Source organism: Arsukibacterium sp., from assembly GCF_018402695.1.
Classification (GTDB): domain Bacteria; phylum Pseudomonadota; class Gammaproteobacteria; order Enterobacterales; family Alteromonadaceae; genus Alishewanella.
Map to the genome: position 1 here is coordinate 52,728 of NZ_JAGYIM010000024.1, position 21,517 is coordinate 74,244.

At 50.3% G+C, this 21,517-nt stretch carries 20 protein-coding genes; 4 read left to right on the top strand and 16 right to left on the bottom strand.

Features of this window, described 5'->3' with window-relative positions:
• The first annotated feature begins 114 nt into the window (after positions 1-114).
• Positions 115-810, top strand: coding sequence for a DUF2884 family protein (locus KG631_RS16105; protein WP_301003932.1), 696 nt, complete (start codon positions 115-117; stop codon positions 808-810).
• A 16-nt stretch (positions 811-826) separates the two neighbouring features.
• Here KG631_RS16105 and KG631_RS16110 read toward each other — a convergent pair whose 3' ends face one another.
• From KG631_RS16110 to KG631_RS16165, 12 genes are all read right to left on the bottom strand, one after another.
• The gene (locus tag KG631_RS16110) at positions 827-1,876 is read right to left on the bottom strand and encodes a succinylglutamate desuccinylase/aspartoacylase family protein (RefSeq protein WP_214000678.1); all 1,050 of its coding nucleotides are present in this window, start codon (positions 1,874-1,876) and stop codon (positions 827-829) included.
• On the bottom strand, positions 1,876-2,793 hold the full coding sequence (gene rimK, locus KG631_RS16115) for a 30S ribosomal protein S6--L-glutamate ligase (RefSeq protein WP_214000679.1): 918 nt from the start codon (positions 2,791-2,793) through the stop codon (positions 1,876-1,878). The genes KG631_RS16110 and rimK overlap by 1 nt, the downstream gene beginning before the upstream one ends.
• A 63-nt stretch (positions 2,794-2,856) precedes the next feature.
• Positions 2,857-4,206, bottom strand: coding sequence for a magnesium transporter (gene mgtE, locus KG631_RS16120; RefSeq protein WP_214000680.1), 1,350 nt, complete (start codon positions 4,204-4,206; stop codon positions 2,857-2,859).
• 12 nt (positions 4,207-4,218) lie between these two features.
• Positions 4,219-5,181 carry a magnesium transporter CorA family protein gene (locus tag KG631_RS16125; protein WP_214000681.1) on the bottom strand — a complete coding sequence of 321 codons (963 nt, stop codon included), beginning with the start codon at positions 5,179-5,181 and terminating at the stop codon, positions 4,219-4,221.
• Between the two features lie 114 nt (positions 5,182-5,295).
• Positions 5,296-5,787, bottom strand: a complete 492-nt coding sequence (locus KG631_RS16130) for a pyridoxamine 5'-phosphate oxidase family protein (protein WP_214000682.1) — start codon at positions 5,785-5,787, stop codon at positions 5,296-5,298.
• A 179-nt stretch (positions 5,788-5,966) separates the two neighbouring features.
• On the bottom strand, positions 5,967-7,814 hold the full coding sequence (locus tag KG631_RS16135) for a DUF885 domain-containing protein (protein ID WP_214000683.1): 1,848 nt from the start codon (positions 7,812-7,814) through the stop codon (positions 5,967-5,969).
• 79 nt (positions 7,815-7,893) lie between these two features.
• On the bottom strand, positions 7,894-9,039 hold the full coding sequence (gene hemW / locus KG631_RS16140) for a radical SAM family heme chaperone HemW (RefSeq protein ID WP_214000684.1): 1,146 nt from the start codon (positions 9,037-9,039) through the stop codon (positions 7,894-7,896).
• A complete protein-coding gene (gene rdgB, locus KG631_RS16145; protein ID WP_214000685.1) occupies positions 9,040-9,642 on the bottom strand; it encodes an RdgB/HAM1 family non-canonical purine NTP pyrophosphatase in 603 nt (200 codons plus the stop codon). It lies immediately after the preceding gene.
• Between the two features lie 32 nt (positions 9,643-9,674).
• Positions 9,675-10,109 carry a DUF4426 domain-containing protein gene (locus KG631_RS16150; protein ID WP_214000686.1) on the bottom strand — a complete coding sequence of 145 codons (435 nt, stop codon included), beginning with the start codon at positions 10,107-10,109 and terminating at the stop codon, positions 9,675-9,677.
• A 44-nt stretch (positions 10,110-10,153) separates the two neighbouring features.
• Complete coding sequence (locus KG631_RS16155; protein WP_214000687.1) at positions 10,154-10,693, bottom strand: YggT family protein; 540 nt, start codon at positions 10,691-10,693, stop codon at positions 10,154-10,156.
• An 18-nt stretch (positions 10,694-10,711) separates the two neighbouring features.
• The gene (proC, locus tag KG631_RS16160) at positions 10,712-11,536 is read right to left on the bottom strand and encodes a pyrroline-5-carboxylate reductase (protein WP_214000688.1); all 825 of its coding nucleotides are present in this window, start codon (positions 11,534-11,536) and stop codon (positions 10,712-10,714) included.
• The gene (locus KG631_RS16165; protein ID WP_214000689.1) at positions 11,520-12,209 is read right to left on the bottom strand and encodes a YggS family pyridoxal phosphate-dependent enzyme; all 690 of its coding nucleotides are present in this window, start codon (positions 12,207-12,209) and stop codon (positions 11,520-11,522) included. The genes proC and KG631_RS16165 overlap by 17 nt, the downstream gene beginning before the upstream one ends.
• A 30-nt stretch (positions 12,210-12,239) precedes the next feature.
• On the opposite strand from KG631_RS16165, the gene KG631_RS16170 reads away from it, so the two are divergent.
• Both KG631_RS16170 and KG631_RS16175 read left to right on the top strand, forming a co-directional pair.
• A complete protein-coding gene (locus KG631_RS16170) occupies positions 12,240-13,292 on the top strand; it encodes a type IV pilus twitching motility protein PilT (RefSeq protein ID WP_214000690.1) in 1,053 nt (350 codons plus the stop codon).
• Between the two features lie 37 nt (positions 13,293-13,329).
• Positions 13,330-14,457 (top strand): PilT/PilU family type 4a pilus ATPase, encoded by a 1,128-nt coding sequence (locus KG631_RS16175; protein ID WP_214000691.1) that lies wholly within the window; start codon positions 13,330-13,332, stop codon positions 14,455-14,457.
• A gap of 30 nt (positions 14,458-14,487) precedes the next feature.
• Here KG631_RS16175 and KG631_RS16180 read toward each other — a convergent pair whose 3' ends face one another.
• Together KG631_RS16180 and KG631_RS16185 are read right to left on the bottom strand one after the other, a co-directional pair.
• The gene (locus KG631_RS16180) at positions 14,488-15,216 is read right to left on the bottom strand and encodes a lytic transglycosylase domain-containing protein (RefSeq protein WP_214000692.1); all 729 of its coding nucleotides are present in this window, start codon (positions 15,214-15,216) and stop codon (positions 14,488-14,490) included.
• 96 nt (positions 15,217-15,312) lie between these two features.
• Positions 15,313-16,596, bottom strand: a complete 1,284-nt coding sequence (locus tag KG631_RS16185; protein ID WP_214000693.1) for a DUF3422 domain-containing protein — start codon at positions 16,594-16,596, stop codon at positions 15,313-15,315.
• Between the two features lie 271 nt (positions 16,597-16,867).
• Between KG631_RS16185 and KG631_RS16190 the strand changes: the two genes are divergently transcribed.
• The gene (locus KG631_RS16190; protein ID WP_214000694.1) at positions 16,868-17,758 is read left to right on the top strand and encodes a DMT family transporter; all 891 of its coding nucleotides are present in this window, start codon (positions 16,868-16,870) and stop codon (positions 17,756-17,758) included.
• 34 nt (positions 17,759-17,792) lie between these two features.
• On the opposite strand, the gene KG631_RS16195 is transcribed toward KG631_RS16190, so the two are convergent.
• Positions 17,793-18,281 (bottom strand): fasciclin domain-containing protein, encoded by a 489-nt coding sequence (locus tag KG631_RS16195; RefSeq protein ID WP_214000695.1) that lies wholly within the window; start codon positions 18,279-18,281, stop codon positions 17,793-17,795.
• Between the two features lie 147 nt (positions 18,282-18,428).
• On the bottom strand, positions 18,429-21,515 hold the full coding sequence (locus KG631_RS16200; protein ID WP_214000696.1) for an efflux RND transporter permease subunit: 3,087 nt from the start codon (positions 21,513-21,515) through the stop codon (positions 18,429-18,431).
• Positions 21,516-21,517: the final 2 nt, after the last annotated feature.

Here is a 21,517-nt window from a genome sequence, read left to right on the forward strand (position 1 = left end):
TTCCGCCGCTATCTATTAGGCTGTACACGTGTGTTTAAAGAGATCGCTGTTGTGAAAGCTATACTGCTTGTTCTAATCCTGTGCTTACCGTCTGCGGCCTTTGCAGATTGCAATATGGCGTTTCGCTATGGCTTATTGATCGCCCCGGATCATATCCGTTTTATGCAAAATACCCGTACCTATGTCCAGATTAATAATGATCGGCAATTGTTTGTGGCCGGTGAATGGGTACACTTAACCGCAGAAGACACCGAACTGCTCGAACAATACAGCCAGGGCTTACGCAAATTTGTGCCGGAAATTGTCAGCCTGGCAGTGGACGGGGTTGAAGTGGGCTTGTCGAGTATCGAGTCGATGCTGTCGGGTCTGGGTAGTCAATCGCAGCAGGCGGAGTGGCAGGCGTTAATCCGCGAAACCACCTTTCAGTTTATGTCGCGCTTTGTCCGTACCGGCGAATACTTTTATCTGGCGCCGCAAAGTTTGAATGAGCTGGATCATTTCTTAAACCGGGAATTAAAACCGCAGTTAAGTAATCTGGCCCGCCATACGGTGGGCGCAGTATGGGGCGCGCTGCGCGACGCCTTGCGCCAGTCTGACAGCAACTTTGAGCGTACCGACAATCAGGGCCTGGAATCGGTAGAACAACTGGTTGATAACATCAGTTTTGGCCTGGACGAAAAGGCAATTGAACTGGAAGCCAAATCGGCACTCTTCTGTCAGCGAATGCGCGAGCTGGATGACATTGAAACCACCCTGCAACAGCGGATCCCATTGCTAAGCCAGTATGACGTGGTAACAGAAAAAAACTGAAACAAGGAATAAAGCCTTACACCACGCCGTATTCGTCCCGCAGGGCTGCCGGCATCGCGTTGTCGACTTCGTCACTTATCGCGTCCAGAGTTTTCTCTGCTTCATCCAGTGAGCTGACTTCAGCCACATGAAACAATGCTTCGCCTTCATTGACCAGCGGTAGGTTATTGCGGCCTATCACCACGCCATCGAAGGTTGCCGGAATAGCCACTTCGAAATCGGAATAGGGTGAATAGATATGCGCCATAATATCGCCGGCTTTTACCGTCTGGCCCAGGGTCACATAATAGCGGGCGATACCATCGTGTTCGGCCCGCACCCAGCTGCTTTTCTTCGAAAAGACTGAACGGTTTTTCGGTGCTTTGGTTCTGCCACTTAACATACCCAAATCCTGCATCACGTTAACGATACCGCGCACGCCGATTTTTATCGATTGCTCGTCAAAGCGCAGCGCTTCGCCGGCCTCGTACAGTAATAACGGAATACCCAGATTGTTAGCGGTGCCGCGCATGGTGCCATCGCGGCTGGCCGCTTTGATAATAACCGGGGCATTAAATACCTCCGCCATCCGTAGCGCGGTTTTATCTTTGGCGCTGGCCCGCACTTGCGGCAGGTTGGCGCGGTGAATAGCACCGGTATGTAAATCGATAGCATGGGTACAGCATTTAAGAATTTTATCGGTAAACTGATAGGCCATCCGGCTGCCAAGCGAGCCTTTTTCACTGCCGGGGAAACTGCGGTTTAAATCGCGCCGGTCTGGCAGATAACGCGATTGCTGGACAAAGCCATAGGTATTAACGATGGGCACCACAATTAAGGTGCCCTTGATCCGATTTAACCTGGGAAGTTTTAGCAAGCGGCGGCAAATTTCCACGCCGTTAATTTCATCGCCATGTAAAGCCGCGGTAATTAACAATACCGGCCCATCCTGACGGCCATGAATAACATGGGCGCCTATATTTAACTCGGTATGGGTATACAGCTTACCAAACGGGATATCGACTACGGCCCGGCTACCTGCAGCAATTTTGTCAGGGCCCAAGGTAAAAGCAGCACGGCTGTTCATTAGCCTGTTCCTTTGGTTTTGGCTTTGCGCCGGGTTTTATGGGTTGCCACTTTTTTCTCTAAAAAGCTGATAATCAGGCCAGCGACATCTTTGCTGGTGGCACTCTCAATGCCTTCCAGCCCGGGCGAGCTATTCACTTCCATAACCACCGGGCCATGGTTTGAACGCAACAAATCTACCCCGGCCACATTCAAACCCATGGTTTTTGCGGCATGTATGGCAGTGTTGCGCTCCTCCGGGGTTAGCCTTACGACGGTGGCAGAGCCGCCCCGATGCAGGTTAGAGCGAAACTCACCTTCTTTCGCCTGACGTTTCATGGCCGCAACAATTTTATCGCCCACCACAAAACAGCGAATGTCAGCGCCTTTCGCTTCTTTAATATATTCCTGCACCAGAATATTGGCGTTCAGGCCCATAAAAGCCTCAATAACGCTCTCAGCGGCGGTGCGGGTTTCGGCCAGCACTACCCCTATACCCTGGGTGCCTTCTAACAGTTTAATCACCAGCGGCGCGCCGCCCACCATGTCGATTAAATCGGGAATATCACCGGGCTTATCCGCAAAGCCGGTTATCGGTAAGCCAATGCCCTGGCGGGCGAGCAATTGCATGGAGCGCAGCTTGTCACGGGCCCGGCCAATAGCGACCGACTCATTCAGTGAATAAACCCCCATCATTTCAAACTGGCGCAGTACCGCCGTGCCGTAAAACGTAATAGAGGCACCAATGCGTGGTATCACTGCGTCAAAGCCATCCAGCACTTCACCTTTGTAATGAATAGAAGAATTGGAGCGGTTAATATTCATGTAGCAGCTTAATGGGTCAATAACCTGCACCTGATGGCCGGCTGCTTCGGCTGCGGCAACCAGCCGTTTAGTCGAATACAGTTCAGCATTTCGCGATAATATCGCAATTTTCATGCACTCTCCGTGAATAAGTTAAGTAGCGCTGCGGCTGAAGTCAGTCAACCAGGCCGGTAAAAGCTACGCCAGTAAAAACAAGGACCCCAGGCCTAAAAACGCAAAAAAGCCAACAACATCTGTTACGGTGGTCAGAATAACCGAGCCGGATAACGCCGGGTCAATATCCAGTTTTTCCAGCCAGATAGGAATAAATACCCCGGATATGGCTGCCGCGATAATATTAATAACGATGGCCAGGCCAATGACGCCGCCAATAATCCAGTCACCGAACCAGAAATAGGTGATAACGGCAATCACTAACGCCCATAGCACCCCGTTAATTGCCCCGACGCCGAGCTCTTTACGAAACAACATCATATAGGTTTGCGGGGTAATTTGTTCCAGTGCCAGGCCGCGGATCATTAAGGTTAAGGTCTGGCTACCGGCGATACCGCCCATACTGGCGACAATGGGCATTAACACGGCCAGTGCCACTACCTGTTGCAAGGTGGCTTCAAACAGGCCAATGGTCCAGGCGGCCAGAAAGGCGGTTAACAGGTTGATCCCCAGCCATAAGGCCCGGCGCTTCGCGCTATCAAACACCGGTGCGAATAAATCTTCCTCTTCATCCAGACCGGCCGTATGCATAAACTGGCTTTCCAGCGCCCGGCGCACGTTCTCCAGCGCTTCACCAATAGATAAACGGCCCAATAGTTTATCGTCTGCGTCCACGACCGCCAACGCTGTGTAACCCGAGCGCGACACGATATCAGAGCCTTGCTCAAGTTCCATCTCGCCGGTCACCACCGGGGCATCTTTGTCCAGAAAGTTTTCTACCGGTAAGTGGCTGGGCTGGCCCAGCAGCGCAGTGGCATGCACCAGCCCGGCGTAACGACCGGTGCGGTCAATGACAAACAATGCGTCCTGATATTCGGCATCGTCTGCCAGTTTGCGGAACATTCTGATGCCATCCCGCACTTTGGCGTTTTTATTGATGATCAGTAAATCGTGGTCAGCATAACGGCCACATTGGTCATCATCATAGGTTAGCGCTGTTTCTAACCAGCTGCGCTGGCTGGCATCCAGCCGCGAGCAGGCATAGGTGTATATCCGTTGCGGTAACTCGTCCAGTAACTCAATTAAGTCATCAACTTCCATGCCCTCTACCAGGGTGCGCAGTTGTTGCTCATCGAGTTGTTTGAAAATGTTTTCCCGGGCGTCTACCCGCATGTAGGTCAGGGCGGCGACCTGATCGTCGGGGTGTAACTCAAGCCAGGTGCTGACCCGTTGCTCAACCGGCATTGCTTCCAATACCAGGGCAATTTCTTCCGGCTCCAGCTGGCTGATTTTCTCGATCAGCGAGCTGCTGTCCTCATCGGTTAAGCTGCCGCGGACAATATCCTCAATATCCAGTAGCGGGTTTTCTGCCATTGCAAATCCTTATTACCACCAGTTTTTAAACTTAAACCAGAACAGACCGCCCACGCCCAGCACGGCCATGGCTAACAGTGCATAATAGTAACCATTGGGGTTAGCCAGCTCAGGTATATTAACAAAGTTCATCCCGTACAAACCGGCAATAAAGGTCAGTGGAATAAATATTGTGCTAACCATCGTCAGCACTTTCATTCTTTCATTAATCTGGTGCGACGTAGTAGACATATAGCCTTCAACTAAGTCACTCAGCTGATCGTAGTATAAGTCTGTCATACTATGCAGCCGCTCAAACTTTTCATAAAAATCGCGCACATCCGGCGCGGTAAATTGCTGCATCAACGGGTTCTGTTCTTCATACAGGGCATCAGCGAAAATGTCTTTCTGATATGCCAGGTTGCGGTTGATTTTCCGAAGTACCGACCGATACCGCATCATCAGCGCCATTTGCTCATCGTTGCCGCGCTGCAGCATGTTGTCTTCCAGCTCGCTTAACACATCTTCAAACGCTATCAGCTTTTCCAGATAACTGCCTGAAACACTCAGTATCAACTGTTTTATCCAGTCGGTAACTGTCAGACTTTGGCCCGCAGCAATTTTTGGGGTAAGTTGCTCGAGCAATGAGGCACTTTGACAGCGTACCAGGCTAATTAAAACTTGCTTAGAGTATAACAAGTTAACCTGAGCACTGCTGGTATATTCGCTGAAATCGGGGTCGGCATAACCGCGCATAATCAACAGGCTGAAATCAGGTTGGGTTTCTAATTTTGGCGGGTGGCGCCGGCGACTGAAGTCCTCAGCCAGGGTTGGGGCAATAGCAAAACGTTGCAGTACCTGCTGTATTTCGTCGGTGGTCGCATCATTCAGATTAAGCCAGACTCTGGCATCTGCACTAAGCTGGGACGGTAATCTGGCAAAAGTGATTTGCTGCCAGCTATTGGTTTCCGGTTCAAAATAATTGAGTAAAATCATATTGCTGTTCCAAGCTGGGCCTAATGACTACAGCATACCCAGCTTGGCGCCGTTTTGCGAAAAAATTGTGGCAGACAGTGCCGTTAAAAGAAATCGGTTAGCAGGCACCTCAGATTAATTTTGAGTGCCAAATTTCTGATGCTCGCCAAGGTCGGGTTTTTCTCCTTTAACCTTAGCCGTCATGGTTTTAATACTTTTCATCATTTTACTGCTGTCACTGTCCCAGTGTTCGCCTTTCTGAATTTTAATTTCCAGCATACCGACATTAGGGGCGTCTTTTCCTTCGGGAAACCAGGCGGCAACAAACGAATTCCAGTATTTTTCTACTAGCTTTTTATCATTGATCGCCCTGCCAACCCCGGTCAGTGAAACATAAGTCTGGTTGTCAGGGTCGGCAAAGCTCAGGCACACATCATGGTCTTTCTCGATTTCCAGTACTTTTTCAGACTCCAAATCAGTATAAAACCACAAGGTGCCATCGTATTCATCCTGCACCAATACCATAGGACGGGAGCGCAGTTCACTACCATGCAGCGTGGTTAACATACCGGTTTTAATGTTTTTAATCAGATTCCAGATTTTTTGCTTATGTTCAGGGCTCGACATTGTTCCTCCTGTAAAATCAGTCAGGCCTTGTTGGCCAGTTTGGCTTTCCTAAACCCTAGCACAAATATACTGACTTGGTGGTTTCTCAGCCTGGCGAGCTGCATAAACAAAGCATGAAACTATGCATGAGATAATGAAAAAGCCGGACATAGTGCCCGGCTTAGTGGTTAACCTGAAGATTAAGGTTTAGCGGCTGCGATATACTCGTCTACCAGCTGCTCCAGCACATCCAGTGGCACGGCGCCGTTACGCAGCACCACGTCATGGAAGTCGCGGATATCAAACTGCTCTCCCAGCGCGGTCTGGGCTTTTTCACGCAGTTCCAGCATTTTTATCATGCCAACTTTGTAAGCAGTCGCCTGGCCTGGCAGCACGATATAGCGTTCAATAGCCTTGGTGGCATCGGTAGCTGAATTAGGGGTATTTTCTACCAGATAATCGATAGCTTGTTCGCGGGTCCACTTTTTAGCGTGAATACCGGTATCTACCACCAGGCGACAGGCGCGCCACAGCTCCATTGCCAGCCGGCCAAAGTCGGAGTAGGGGTCCTGGTACAGGCCAATTTCTTTAGGTAGTACTTCACTGTACAAGCCCCAACCCTCAATGTAAGCGGTATAACCACCAAAGCGGCGGAACTTGGGCATGTCTTCCAGTTCCTGGGCAATAGCAAGCTGCATATGGTGGCCGGGAATGCCCTCGTGATAGGCCAGCGCTTCTAATTGATAGGTTGGCATGTCCTGCATTTGATACAGGTTGGCGTAGTAGACGCCAGGGCGACTGCCATCCATAGAGGGTCGTTGATAGAATGCTTTGCCGGCACTTTTCTCCCGGAAGGGCTCAACGGCTTTAACAATCATGTCGGCCTGAGGCTTCACCCGGAACAGCTCATCCAGCCGGCCTTTCATATCGTCAATAACCCGGGTAGCTTCCGCCAGATAGTCGGCACGGCCTTCATCACTGTCGGGGTAATAAAACTGTGAGTCTTCCCGCATAAACACAAAGAACTCTGCTAAGCTGCCATCAAACTCAACCTGTTGCATAATAGCGCGCATTTCATCATGAATGCGGGCCACTTCGTCCAGCCCAAGCTGATGAATTTTCTCAGCAGTTAAGTCGGTGGTGGTGATCCTCTCCAGCCGGTGCTGATAAAAGGCAGCACCGTCGTCAAAACGCCAGACGCCATCATCAGTGGTGGCCTGCTGCTGCAAATTCTGCAAATAGCTAATCAGGCTTTGGTAAGCCGGGCCGACACTGGTTAGCAGCGCAACGCTGGCTTCGTCTACCAGTAATTTCTCGTCAACCTCGTCCAGCTCAAGTGCTTGTACTTTCTTTTTAAAATCGGCCAACAGGGTGCTGTCATCACCGGGGTTAAAAGGTGCGCCACTAATTACATTCTGGCTGCTGCTAATAACGTGTTCAAATACAAATTCAGGAATGATAATGTTTTTTTCAGCGCGTTTTGTCAGTTGCTGTTGTAATTGACTGAACAATAGCGGCACATTATTTAAACGGCTGATGTAGGCTTTGGCATCGCTGACATCCTCTACTTTATGCTGATTGATCAGTAGTGACGGCACCAGCGAATGAATGCCGTACATCTGGTTTACCGGATAGCTGTATAAGCGCCATTTGCTATCTTCCAGACTGTTTTGCAGATCCTGGCGCATTAGTTGAAAACTGAGAGCCGTGTTAGGGTCCAGCTGACTTTGGTCGATTGCGCTTAGCATATCAAGGTGATTACGGGTCATGGTCAGTTCTGCATCATAGGCTGCATCACTTAAGTCCTGCCATTTGTCATAGTCGTCTTTTATACCCAGCCGGGTTTGCAGCACCGGATCAATACGGACCCGCTCCATATAAATTTGCTCAAACAACTGATTTGCCTGCTCATTAACGTCAAGCTGAACTGCCGCAGTTTGCTCACCGGTCAGCCCTGGCTGAGTAGTTTTCGGACCGCAGCCACCCGCTAATGCCAGGCTGATAGCCAGGGGGATTAAGGCGAGAGTGCGAAAAGTTGTCTTTTTCATAGTAGGTCCTGTATTGTCATTATTAGCCGTTGCCAGATGTTACTAATTTATGCCCGCCGGCTAAACTGTTAAAGCTAAACTAATCGATAAAAAGCGTAAGCAAGTCGTTCAGATAACGGGCACCGTTGTCAGTTATTTGCCAGTGTTGTCCCGTATCCAACAGCAGTTGCCGTGCTACTGCAGCGTTAATTGCGGGTGTTATCGCACTTACCGGCAAACCGGTGTATGCAGTAAAGTCCGCATGCGGGCAGGGTTCCAGTAAACGAAACCGGTTCATAAAAAATTCAAAGGGTCTGTCTTCTGCTGGCACCTGCTCTTTGCTGTCAAGATAACCGCGACCGATATCCATATAGCCTTTCGGGTGTTTAATTTTAACCGTGCGCAAAATGGTATTGCGGGTTGGCAAGGTTATTTTGCCATGGGCGCCGCAGCCAATCCCCAGGTAATCGCCGTAACGCCAGTAATTAAGATTGTGCCGGCATTGATGGCCGGCTTTGGCATAGGCTGAAATTTCATACTGCTGATAACCGTGTTGTTGCAACAGTGCCAGGCCCTGCTGCTGAATGTCCCACAATGTATCATCAGCGGGTAATACCGGCGGACGCGAGGCAAAAGCTGTGTTGGGCTCTATGGTTAGCTGATACCAGGATAAATGCGGTGGTGCCAGTTCGATAGCCTGGCGTAAATCAGCCAGGGCGCCGTTAATATCCTGCCCGGGCAAGCCGTGCATTAAATCGAGGTTATAGCTGGCGAGGGGCAGCTTGCTGGCCAGTTCAGCGGCCCGGATAGCTTCGGCACAATCGTGAATACGGCCCAGTGCTTTTAATTGCGCCGTCTGAAAGCTCTGTACGCCAATAGAAAAACGGGTTACCCCTGCGCTGACATAACCGGCAAACCGCTCTGCCTCAACCGTGCCCGGGTTGGCTTCCATGGTAACTTCGATATCCTCAGTGCAGTTTAAGCGCTGCTTAACTCCCTCGAGAATGCAGCTGATACCGGCTGCGGAAAACACACTGGGCGTGCCGCCGCCAATAAAGATGCTGCTGACCGGACGCTGGCCTGCCAGCGGCAGATCCTGGTCCAGATCGGCCAGCAAATGGGCAATATATTCCTGCTCGGGTATACCTTGTTTCACCGCATGTGAATTAAAATCGCAGTACGGGCACTTTTGGATACACCAGGGAATATGAATGTAAAGCGATAGCGGTGGTAATTGCAGGCTCACTTAACCTGCCTGCCGGGGTTGGAGAAGTGTTATCAGCTGGCGCAATGCCTGACCCCGGTGGCTGAGTGCAGCTTTCTGCGCTTTGCTTAGCTCGGCAGCACTGACTAAGTGGCCTGCCGGAATAAATACCGGGTCGTAACCAAAGCCACCATCACCCCGCACGGCCTCGCTTATTTTACCCTGCCAGATCCCGTGGCAGATCAGAGGAGTAGGGTCACTGGCATGGCGCAGATACACTAATACACAGTGAAACTGGGCACTACGCTCTGTTGCCGCTATGCCGTGCATCTCGTGTAATAATTTGCTGATATTATTGCTATCAGTTGCGGCTTCACCACTGTAGCGCGCCGAGTAAATGCCGGGCTCACCGCCGAGTGCGTCGACCGCCAGGCCCGAATCATCGGCGATGGCAGGTAAGCCCGTTACCAAGGCGGCGTGGCGGGCTTTAATAATAGCGTTTTCAATAAATGTCAGGCCGGTTTCATCCGCGTCTGACACCCCCAGCTCCTGCTGCGGCACGATTTGAAACTGATAAGGCGCCAGCAAATCACTAAGCTCCGCTATTTTGCCTTTGTTGGAGCTGGCGAGAACAAGTTTTTGCATTACGTCCGGACTTATAATTAAATGTAGGGTTGCTAATCAACAAAAAAAGTATGGCTGAATGTCAGCTGCTGTTGCTGATTACCCTGGCTTATATCGATAGTAAAATTATACAGCTGTTCGTTCTGATAAGGTACCGTGGCCAGATAATAAACGGCATCGCCTTCTTCAACCTGATTAAACGCTAATTTGCGCTGGCGGCCAAATAAGTCTTTTGCGATACCGTTAATGACTACCCGTTGTGCTTGCTGACTGGCGCTGTCCAGAACTGAGATATTGATCACACCATTAAACTTACTGCGTTGGATCTCATTTTCAACTGCTATTTCCGGCGTTAAAAAAGTGGCCGGGAAAGCAATATAATGCACATCCCAGTTTCCCAGTTTCTTCATCTGCTCTGCACAAAGTTGAAAGCTTGCCAGTAACATAATTAAACTGAATAGTAGTGCTGCATAGCCTGACGTTTTCATAACATTACTCCTGTCGCATGGCTGAGTTGCTTAACCGGATGGCGTTACAGACCGCGGAAAAGATCGCTTAGTAACAGATTTATAAACTGAACAGCAATAATCAGTACCAATACCGACAAATCCAGGCCGCCAAGTGGCGGAATAATCCGCCGTACCGGCCGCAACAACGGTTCAGTCAGCTGATGCATCACCAGTTCTATCGGGTTATGGCCCTGGCTGAACCAGCTTAGCAACGCTCTGATTATTAAAATCCAGAACAGCAGGTTCAGGGTTTCTTTTAATAACACCAGCAAGCCACTGATGAAGGTTGCCGGTATCTGAATGCTGCCAACAAGCACCAGCTGTAATACGATAAGTTTAGCTACCGCTACCAGATATGCCAGCACGACGGTGGCGGTATCCAATTTGCCGATGCTTGGGATCAACCGGCGCAGCGGCAAGACCGCCGGATTGGTAACTTTGACAATAAACTGGCTGAAAGGATTATAAAAATCCGCTCTGGCCAGTTGCAGCCATACCCGCAAAATAACCACCATCAGTAGTAAGTTAAAAGCAGTATTAATGATAAACAGCATAGCCTGCATTGTGGGCTCTCCGGCAACTTAAAGTTGTTGTGCCATTTCTTCAGCACGTTTAATAGCGGCATACATGGCGTCGGCAACCATTTTTTCCAAGCCCTGTTCGGCAAAGGTGGTCACCGCTTCATGGGTAGTACCGCCTTTAGAGGTGACGTTGGCCCGCAATTGCGCAAAGCTTTCCTCGCTTTGTAACGCCATCGTCGCCGCCCCAAGAGCTGTTTTAGCGACCATTGCTTTGGCCTGCTCTGGCGCAAACCCGAGTTTCTCAGCGACCTGTTGCATCGACTGCATAAAAAAGAAAAAGTAAGCCGGTGAACTGCCGGTAACCGCAATAATGTGGTTGATTTGCGCTTCCTGTTCCAGCCAAACGTTCATACCGGTGCCACTGAACATATGATCAACAAAGGCGCGCTCATAGTTAGAACAGCGGCTGGGAAACAGCCCGGTAACCCCCTGGCCGACTAGCGAAGGGGTGTTAGGCATGGCTCGGACTAATCTTACCTGCCCCAGCCATTGCTCATAGCGCTTAACTTCAATACCCGCGGCTATGGTTACAAACAGTTTCTCCTGAATTTCAGGCGCACTTTGCAGCAGTTTTTCACACAAATCCTGCATCATCTGCGGTTTTACCGCCAACACAATAATGTCGGCTTTGGTTACGGCTTCAATGTTATCCAGGGTGGTGTTGATACCATAGTCAGCGGCCAATGCCGTTAGCTTTGGCTGGCTACGGTTTGCGGCAATAATATTTGCTGCCGGATAGCCGGCACTGACCATGGCGGCAATAACGCAGCGTGCCATATTACCTGCGCCAATAAAGGCAACGGTGTTGTCATTCATTTCTTTCATAAGTCCTTGCGCCAAAAATTGCGGTGCCTAATCTTATCATAGTTGCACCATATTGCAGAGCCAGCGGCCAGTCATCTGACATACCCATTGATAGTTCGGTTGCGCCAGGGTGTTGTTGTTGCAGGTTTTTTGACAACTGTTGCATTGCGGCAAAGGCCCGCTCACTGTCGCCAGGGGCCGGTATGGCCATCAGTCCGCGCAACTGCAGTTGGGGTAAATTTGCTATTGCCGCTGCCAATGCTGGCAGCTCAGCGGCACTGACACCAGCTTTACTGGCTTCGTTGCTGATATTAATTTGCAGTAAAACCTGCAGTGGCCCCATGGCTTGCGGGCGCTGCGTGGCTAAACGCTCGGCTATTTTCAGGCGGTCGATACTGTGTACCCAACTGGCATGCTCGGCGACTAACCGGGTTTTATTTGATTGCAATGGCCCGATAAAGTGCCACTCCAGATCTGGCAGGGCAGTGAGTTGTTCAGCTTTACTCAGCAGTTCCTGCGGGTAGTTCTCGCCAAACTGGCGCTGACCTGCCTGATAGGCGGCAGTAATGGCGCTGGCCGGTTTGGTTTTACTGACGGCGATAAGCTGCACGCTTTGTGGATCGCGCTGCAGCTGGCGGCAATTTTCTGCGATGTTGTGATAGGCGGCGCTCAGTTGTTCTGCTATGTTATTCATATTTGTTGGCAAGTTGGAGTAGATATTGTCATGGATATTACCGAATTATTAGCCTTTAGTGTCGAACATAAAGCATCAGATTTACACCTTTCTGCTGGTGTGCCACCGCTTATCCGGGTGGATGGCGACGTTCGTAAACTTAATATACCGCCGCTGACGCATAAAGAAGTACATGCGCTGGTGTACGAGATTATGACTGATAAACAACGTAAAGAGTACGAAGAGAAACTCGAATCAGATTTTTCATTTGAAGTGCCTAATCTGGCCCGTTTCCGGGTTAATGCTTTTGTGCAGAACCGCGGCGCTTCAGCGGTATTCCGGACCATCCCCAGTGAAGTACTAACCTTAGATGATTTGGGCGCGCCGGATATTTTCAAGACCATTTCTGAAAACCCACGTGGCCTGGTGCTGGTAACCGGCCCAACCGGCTCGGGTAAAAGTACCACCCTGGCAGCAATGGTTGACTACATTAATACCATGCGCCATGACCATATTTTAACCATTGAAGACCCGATAGAATTTGTGCACAACAACAAACTATGTCTGGTAAATCAGCGGGAAGTGCATCGCGATACCCATAGTTTCAGTAATGCGCTGCGCTCTGCTTTGCGGGAAGATCCTGACGTTATTCTGGTAGGTGAATTACGGGATCTGGAAACTATCCGGCTGGCGATGACAGCTGCCGAAACCGGTCACCTGGTATTTGGCACCTTGCACACTACCTCCGCCCCAAAAACCATTGACCGGATTATCGACGTATTCCCCGGTGAAGAAAAAGATATGGTGCGCTCAATGTTGTCAGAGTCACTGCGGGCCGTTATTTCTCAAACCTTGTTGAAAAAAATTGGCGGTGGCCGGATAGCTGCCCATGAAATTATGGTTGGGGTGCCGGCTATCCGGAATTTAATTCGGGAAGACAAAATTGCCCAGATGTATTCTGTCATTCAGACCGGCGCCGCTCATGGTATGCAAACCATGGATCAGTGCCTGCTTAATCTGGTAAACCGTGGTTTAATTTCGCAAAAAGATGCACAAACCAAAGCCCAGGATAAAAACACCTTTGGCGCTATGGGTCGGATTTAAAGCCGTATCCTGGACATGACATAGTGGAATTGACGGAATGGAACTGACAGATTTTTTAACAAAAATGGTAAAAATGGGTGCCTCCGATATGTTTGTGACGGCCGGCATGCCGGTGGCTGCAAAGATAAATGGTGAAATGACGCCGATAGACGATACGCCTTTAACCGATGCGGCGTCGCTGGAGCTGGTGCTGGATGCGATGAATGAAAAGCAGCAGCACGAGTTTAACCACAGCAAAGAATGCAACTTTGCTATTGCCAACGATGCCGGCCGTTTCCGGATTTCGGCATTCTGGCAACGCGATCAGGCAGGCATGGTGGTGCGGCGCATTGTGACCACTATCCCCAATGCTGATGAGCTGGGGCTGCCGCCTATTTTAAAAGACATTATTATGTCTAAGCGGGGGCTGGTATTGTTTGTTGGTGGTACCGGTACCGGTAAATCAACGTCTCTGGCAGCCTTATTGGGTTACCGGAACAGAAACTCCAAAGGTCACATTCTTACTATTGAAGACCCGATTGAATTTGTGCACGAGCACCAGAAAAGCCTGGTAACCCAGCGCGAAGTCGGTATCGATACCGAATCATTTGAGGCCGCACTGAAAAGCTCATTGCGTCAGGCGCCTGATGTTATCCTGATCGGGGAAATCCGTAGTCAGGACACCATGGAATATGCCTTGTCGTTTGCGGAAACCGGCCATTTATGTATTGCCACCTTGCACGCCAACAACGCTAACCAGGCCATTGACCGGATCATGCATTTAGTCCCAAAAGAAATGCATGCTAAGTTACGTTTTGATTTATCGCTTAACTTACGGGCGATAGTGGCCCAGCAACTTATTCCAACTGCCGATGGCCAGGGCAGGACTGCGGCGATAGAAGTCTTGCTGAATTCGCCATTGGTTGCTGATTTAATTGCCCGGGGTGAAGTAGGTGAAATTAAAGCCGTGATGAGTAAATCGCGCGAGCTTGGCATGCAGACCTTTGATCAGGCACTGTATGATATGTATCAACGTGGTGATATCAGCTACGCCGACGCCATTCACCATGCTGACTCGCCAAATGATTTACGTCTGATGATCAAACTACGTAACAATGAAACCAAAGGTGCTGGTTTTCTGTCCGGCGTAACACTGGAAGGCTTTGAAAATAAGGACGATAAATAATAGTAGTAAAATACAAGCAGGCCGGAGAGGTCAGGCGGCCTGCTGATAGCGTTTTCGTAAAATCATTACCCGCTTAATATAGGCCTGCGTTTCAGCAAAGGGAGGCACCCCCTGATGTCGCCTGACATTCCCTGGCCCGGCATTATAAGCTGCCAGGCTAAGCGTTAAATCACCATTATATTGCTTCAGTAAGCTTGCCAGATACTTACTGCCACCCTGAATATTTTGCTCGGGTGACAAGGGATCGTTAATGCCAAGCATGGCCGCTGTCTGTGGCATTAACTGCATTAAACCAATAGCACCGCGTTTTGACAACGCTGAGGCCTGAAAGGCTGACTCGGCATGGATTACGGCCCGGATCAATGCTGGTTCAAGTTGCTGCTCGATTGCCACCCGATTAATGATCCGGTTATAAGGCCGGACAAACAGTGGCGTTTTATGCCAGTTAATACTGGAATTAGGATCGCAGGCAAAGCAATCAAAATACAGTTGCTGGTAGGGGCGGTTAACCGGTTTTCTGTCAGAAAACAGCACCGTGCCATCAGGTTGCTCCGATTTAAATACAGCAATACTGCTGGCCAGGGCAGGTTTTACCGCAGCAGCGGGTTGAGGCTGCGGCCGGGATTGCAGAGGATCGGGGCTTAGCTTTAACTGGCGCTTGGGTTCTTGCACGCTGTCTGTTGCTTGCTGCGTAGCGCTGAGCAGCAACGGGCACAGTATTACCGATAACCAGCAAAACGTTGCAGCTAAACGTAACAATTGCTTTTATCCATCTCAGACGCCACCTGCTGTTAGCTTGCCACTAAAACACTATACGGGTCAAATTTCAAGCCGGGCAAACCGCCAACAGTAAGTCTAGCTGGTTCTATCCTTTTTTAATTGTCTGCCCAGAAACATTAACAGTAATGCTACGGTCAGCAATACCATCGGCAAACTGATGCTGCGCCACAGGCTGACGTTAAGCTCCGGCAGCCAGAAAGCAGCGGCAACCACCGCTTTATCCGCCAGTTGTGCGGCGTAATAACTTATTGCAACAAATGACAAGCCTTCCACTACCTGTTGCAATTTCAGCTGCTGACGGGCCTTTTTATCCATGGACACCAGCAATTGCTGATTTTGTTGCTCGAGCTTTAGGTTTATCCTTGTACGCAGCAGCTCGGTTGAGCGGCCAAGCCGGGCACTGAGTGCTGTCTGACGGGTCTGGACTGATTCGCTAGTGCGAAAGGCCGGCGTCAGCCGGCGCTCGGTAAAATCCTGCAGCGAAATTAAGTCAGCAATCGGTGTTTCATCCAGTGCTTTCAGCCTGTCCTGCGTTAACTGGTAGTAGGCTGAGGTTGCTGACAGGCGTGAACTGGTCTCCGCTATTAAATGCTCGGTCTGAGCGGCCAACTGGCTAATCTGATTAAGCAACCGCTCATCGTTATCGCGCTCTTGCTCAATGCGCTGGGTGAGCCCGGATAATTGCTGCTCCAGATTATTTAGTTTGTGCAGGGCCTGGCGTGCCACCGGCCAGCCGAGCAGGGACAATTTGCGGTAATTGCCCAGGTCAAATAGCTGCTGCGCCAACCGCCCCAGTCTTGCAGGGCTTAAGCCATAGTCAACCAGCAGCAATCTGCCTGCGCCCTCAGCGTGTTTCTGAAAGTCGGTCCAGATCCTGGCTTTCTGGTTGGCCAGCATACTGCTGATACAGGTTTCATCGTTAAAGTAGCGACTTATTTCCCCCTCGGCAGGTAGGGCGTTGGCAGAAATAACCGTTAGTTGCACCACCCGAAATACCTGCCCTGGTAGTTGATCGAACCAGTCGCGACTGGGCAGAAAACTTAACGGGTCGTCAAACAACGTGGATCCGGTTCCTGGCAGAATAAAGGTATAGCTTGAGAACTCGCCGTGGCGCTCCCAGCGCAGGGTACCGGCAAACAGTGAGATATTCAGGTCCTGATCGGTTTCGGTTAAATGCGCTCCCTGCTGCTCTGCCTGTTGCTGCATCAGGCTGAATTCCAGCTGGCGCGACGCGCTGGCAACGGTAAAAGTAAAATGGCATAACCGGCACGGGGCATTTAAGGCAGGAAAAGTGCGTTGACGCAGCTCTTTATCTAATACATCGCGCAAAGGATGGTTTCGTAACGTCAGCTTACTCATAATCATGTCCTCAATCACAGAAAAACCGTAAAGGCAAAAGTCGGTTAGCTTAAAATAAGCAGGTCTTGTGCCAGTTGGCCCCTGGTGGTATTCCCGGTTGCAGTGTGGGCCTAACTCATTACATTGGTTTGAATTATCTGTGACGGTTTAACAGCCGTGACCTGACAGCACAGGGTGGGTGTTGAACTAAAACAAAGCACCCTGCTGCAAGATGGGGCAGGCTCAGGTATTATAGGTGCTCTGCTTTTTTAGTTTCGTCCGGACTGCTGCTATGGCGCATACCATTGATAAAACCTTACTGCTGGCAATTTGCAGCGTGCTGTTGGCAATGATCACCATTCAAAGTGGTGCCTCGCTGGCTAAGCAGCTTTTTCCATTAATCGGGCCGGATGGAACCACTGCGTTGCGCCTTGGCTTCTCTGCAGTTGTGCTATGGCTGGTGTTCCGCCCGTGGCGGGCACTGCCGCAGGGCCGCGACTGGCAGGCTATTATTGTCTATGGCCTGTGTTTAGGCGGCATGAATATTTTGTTTTATCTGGCGATAGCACGGATCCCATTAGGTATTGGGGTGGCACTGGAGTTTACCGGACCGTTGGCAGTAGCCTTACTGGCGTCGCGGCGAAAAAGAGATTTATTCTGGGTCGCTTGTGCTGTTGCCGGCATTTTATTGCTGTTGCCTGATATGCGTGGTGCCGATGCACTTGATCCTGTTGGCGTACTGCTGGCATTAGCAGCGGGTGCCTGTTGGGCCGGCTATATTTTATTTGGTAAGAAAACCGGCTCGCAGGCCTCAGGGGGTATTACGGTAGCACTGGGGATGACTGTTGCGGCGCTGGTACTGGTGCCGGTGGGCGCGGTGACGCAGGGTATGGCGTTGCTCAGCTGGCAGGTACTGCCGCTTGGTTTATTGGTTGGGATCTTATCCAGTGCCATCCCCTATTCCCTGGAAATGGTAGCGCTGCGCCATATGACATCGCAAAACTTCAGTGTATTTATGAGTATGGAACCGGCTATCGCGGCGTTGGCAGGCTTTCTTATTCTGGCAGAGTTACTAACGGTGTGGCAATGGCTGGCCATTTTACTGGTCATTGCTGCCTCGCTTGGCAGCTCGTTAACTGCCGGCAGGGCAAAACAAGCCCCACCGGTGATTTCGGACCATTAAGCAGTGCGAAGATGCACTGCCTGGCTAGTGCCAGTTACATTTTTGGCATTATTACGCTGTCCAGGACATGGATTACGCCATTACTGGTTTTAATATCGGTGGCGATAACTTCAGCACCGTTAACATAAACTTTGCCCATTTTTACTTCAATAGCAATATCCTGGCCCTGCACAGTAGTGGCAGAGTCCATTTTAACCACATCTGCTGCCATTACTTTACCGGCTACGACGTGGTAGGTTAATACATTGGTTAATGCTGCTTTGTCAGCAACTAAAGCATTTAGATCAGCCGCCGGAATTTTCGCAAAAGCCGCATCGTTAGGCGCAAATACAGTAAACGGACCTTCACCTTTTAACGTTTCGACCAAATCGGCCGCTTTTACCGCAGTAACTAAGGTAGTGAAATCGCCGGCAGCCACCGCTGTATCGACAATATCAGCAGATTTCTTGTGATTGTGCGCTTGCACAGTCAGCATTAACGAAGCGAGCAACAGCGAACCGGTAAGTAATTGTGAGACTTTCATGATGTTTCCTTCTGTTACATTGTCAGGACAAAGTTGTCGCAGCTATTAACGTCCCAACCAGTAAAAGCGATCAGTTTGCTTAAAAAAAAGCCCGTTATTTATAGTAACGGGCGGGACAGCAACGGGCCGCTTCAGTTTAGCTGGCCGTCAGTTACTGACAGGCTGGGCTGCACCGGAGTGCTCAGGTTGTAGCTGGTAGTCACGGGCCAGCAATACATACATGGCCGGCACAACATATAACGTAAACAGGGTTCCTATGGTCATGCCACTGGCAATCACCAGTCCCATCGCATAACGCGAGCCGGCCCCCGCGCCTGTTGCTATTAGTAATGGGATCATCGCCAGTACTGTTGCTGCGGTGGTCATTAAAATAGGCCGCAAGCGAATGGACGTGGCCTCTTCAATGGCGTCACGTTTACTGCGGCCGTCCAGTTGCAGCTGATTGGCGAATTCCACGATCAGAATGCCATGCTTGGCAATTAATCCAACCAGGGTTAGTAAGCCCACCTGCGTATAAATATTGATACTGGTTAGGCCTAAGCTGGTAAATATCAGCGCACCGCAGACACTCATTGGCACTGTGACCATAATGATAATGGCGTTTTTAAACGATTCAAACTGCGCTGCCAAAATAAGGAAAATGACTATCAACGCGAAAAAGAAGGTAACGACCAGTTGCTGGCCCTCGGCCTTAAACTGTCGTGACTGGCCGGCATAATCGACACTGAAGCCGGCTGGCATTACCTCGGCGGCTATCTGATCCAGCACGGCCAGCGCATCGCCCAGGGGCACACCAGGGCGGGGCACACCAGATATTTTTACTGCATTAAGCTGCTGAAAACCTTTCAGTGCTTGCGGCTGTACTGACTCGGTTAAACTAACCAGTGAGGATAGCGGCACCAGCTCACCGTCACGGTTGCGGGTATAAAAGTCTTTTAATTGTTCAGGGTTTAGCCGCTCACTGCGTGCCACCTGCGGAATGACCCGGTACGAGCGGTTATCAAGCGCAAAACGGCCGGCATCAGCGCCAGACATTAAACTGCCTAAGTCAGCGGCAATTTGCTGCATCGATACGCCCATCAGCGCCGCTTTTTCGCGATCAACCTCGACGGTTTGCCGCGGCCGGTTTATTTTTAAGTCACTGTCGACAAAAATAAAGCGACCCGACGCCATCGCCCGGCCGAGGATTTCCTGCACCACGTCTTGCAGGGCAGAAAACGGCTGGGTAGAACCGACAATAAATTCGACCGGGGTACCCCCACCTGGTGATGGCAGGGAAGGCGGCACCAGAGCAAAACTGTTGATGCCCGGCAGGTCTGCCATAAAGGGCTGAATATTTTGCTCCAGCACTGTGGCAGTGGTGCGTTCGCGCTGGTCCCACGGCGCCAATACAAAGCCTGCTATGGCATTATTGGTACTGCCAGTACCGTTAATAATAAAAATATTTTTAATCTCAGGTGCTACCGTGCTCAGTTTGTTCAGCTCGCTGGTATTTTTTTCCAGATAATCCAACGTAGCAAAACTGTCTGCTTCCAGAATAGAAAATACAAAGCCCTGATCCTCAGGTGGCTCCAGTTCTGACGGGCTGGTCGTGAACAGAAAATAACAAGATACCAGCACGATAGCGCCAAACGTCAGGACTACCGGCAAATAATTCAGGGTGTTATGAAGCTGGCGCTGATAACCGCTACGCAGTTTGTCAAAGCGCTGATCCAGCCAGTGTTCCAGCGACTTTTCATTCGGGTCGCCGCTCTGATGGGCTTTAAGAATATAGGCACACATTACTGGTGACAGCGTTAAGGCAACCACACCGGATAAAATAACCGAAGCAGCCAGGGTAAAAGCGAATTCGACAAATAATACCCCGGTTAGTCCACCCACAAAGCCGATAGGTAAAAACACCGCAACCAGAGTGGTCGACATAGTGATAATAGGCCAGGCCAGCTCGCGCGCCCCCAGAATTGCCGCTTCAGTTCGTGATTTACCTTCTTCAATGTGGCGGTGAATGTTCTCCAGCATAATAATGGCATCATCTACCACAATGCCGATTGCCAGCACCATTGCCAGCAGGGTTAACAGATTAATGGTGAAGCCGAGTAACCACATTAAAAAGAAAGTACCTATTAACGATACTGGTATCGCTACCGCAGGAATAATAACGCTGCGCATTGAGCCTAAAAAGGCATAAATGACCAGAATAACAATGACCAGTGCTAAGACGATAGAAATAACCACTTCGTCGATAGCGTTTTCAATATACTCGGTTGAGTCGTATGGAATATCGGCATCCAGCCCTTCTGGTAACTGCGGAATAATATCGCGGTCCCAGACTTTTCTTACCTCAGCGATGACGTCTAATGCATTGGCATCGGGAGAAATTTCAATGCCAATAAAGGTAGCGGCCAGGCCATTAAAGCTAACCGAGCTGTCGTAACTTTCCGCGCCCAGCTCGACAGTCGCCACATCTTTTAACCGCACCAGTGCCTCGCTGTCAGCGCTAATTACTAACTCGGCAAACTGTTCGGCGCTGCGTAAATCGGTGGCGGCATTTAAATCTACCGCCACCATCTGGCCTTTAGTGCGGCCCAGCGCTGCCAGGACATTGTTACTGCGTAGTGCGTTGCTGATATCAGATCCGGTAATACCAAAGGCGGCCATCTTGGCCGGGTCGAGCCAGATCCGCATGGCAAAAGTACGGGCGCCGAGAATTTCCGCCCGTTGTACGCCGGGGATGGTCGCCAGTTGGGGTTCAATGACCCGCACGATATAGTCAGTGATCTGATTGTTACCCAATACATCTGAATAAAACGACAGGTACATTGCAGCAGTGTCCTGGCCGACCTTCAGTGAAATAACCGGGTCTCGGGCGTTTTCTGGCAGTTCGGAGCGGACTTTGTTTACCTGAGCGGCGATTTGAGTCAGCGCTTCATTCGGGTCGTAATCCAGCCGCAGATAGGCTTCAACTGTGCTGGAACCGGCAACCGAAGTTGAGACCAGATAGTCGATACCCTCGGCCGACGCAATTTCGCGCTCCAGCGGGGTGGTGATAAATCCCTGAATAAGGTCGGCATCTGCACCAACATAAACAGTATTAACCGTTACTACCGCGTTCTGAATTTCCGGAAACTGCCTGACATTCATATCCATTATGGCTCGCAAACCAAGCAGGATAATAAATAAGCTGACTACCGAGGCCAAAATCGGTTTTTTTATAAATACATCAGTAAAGCGCATTG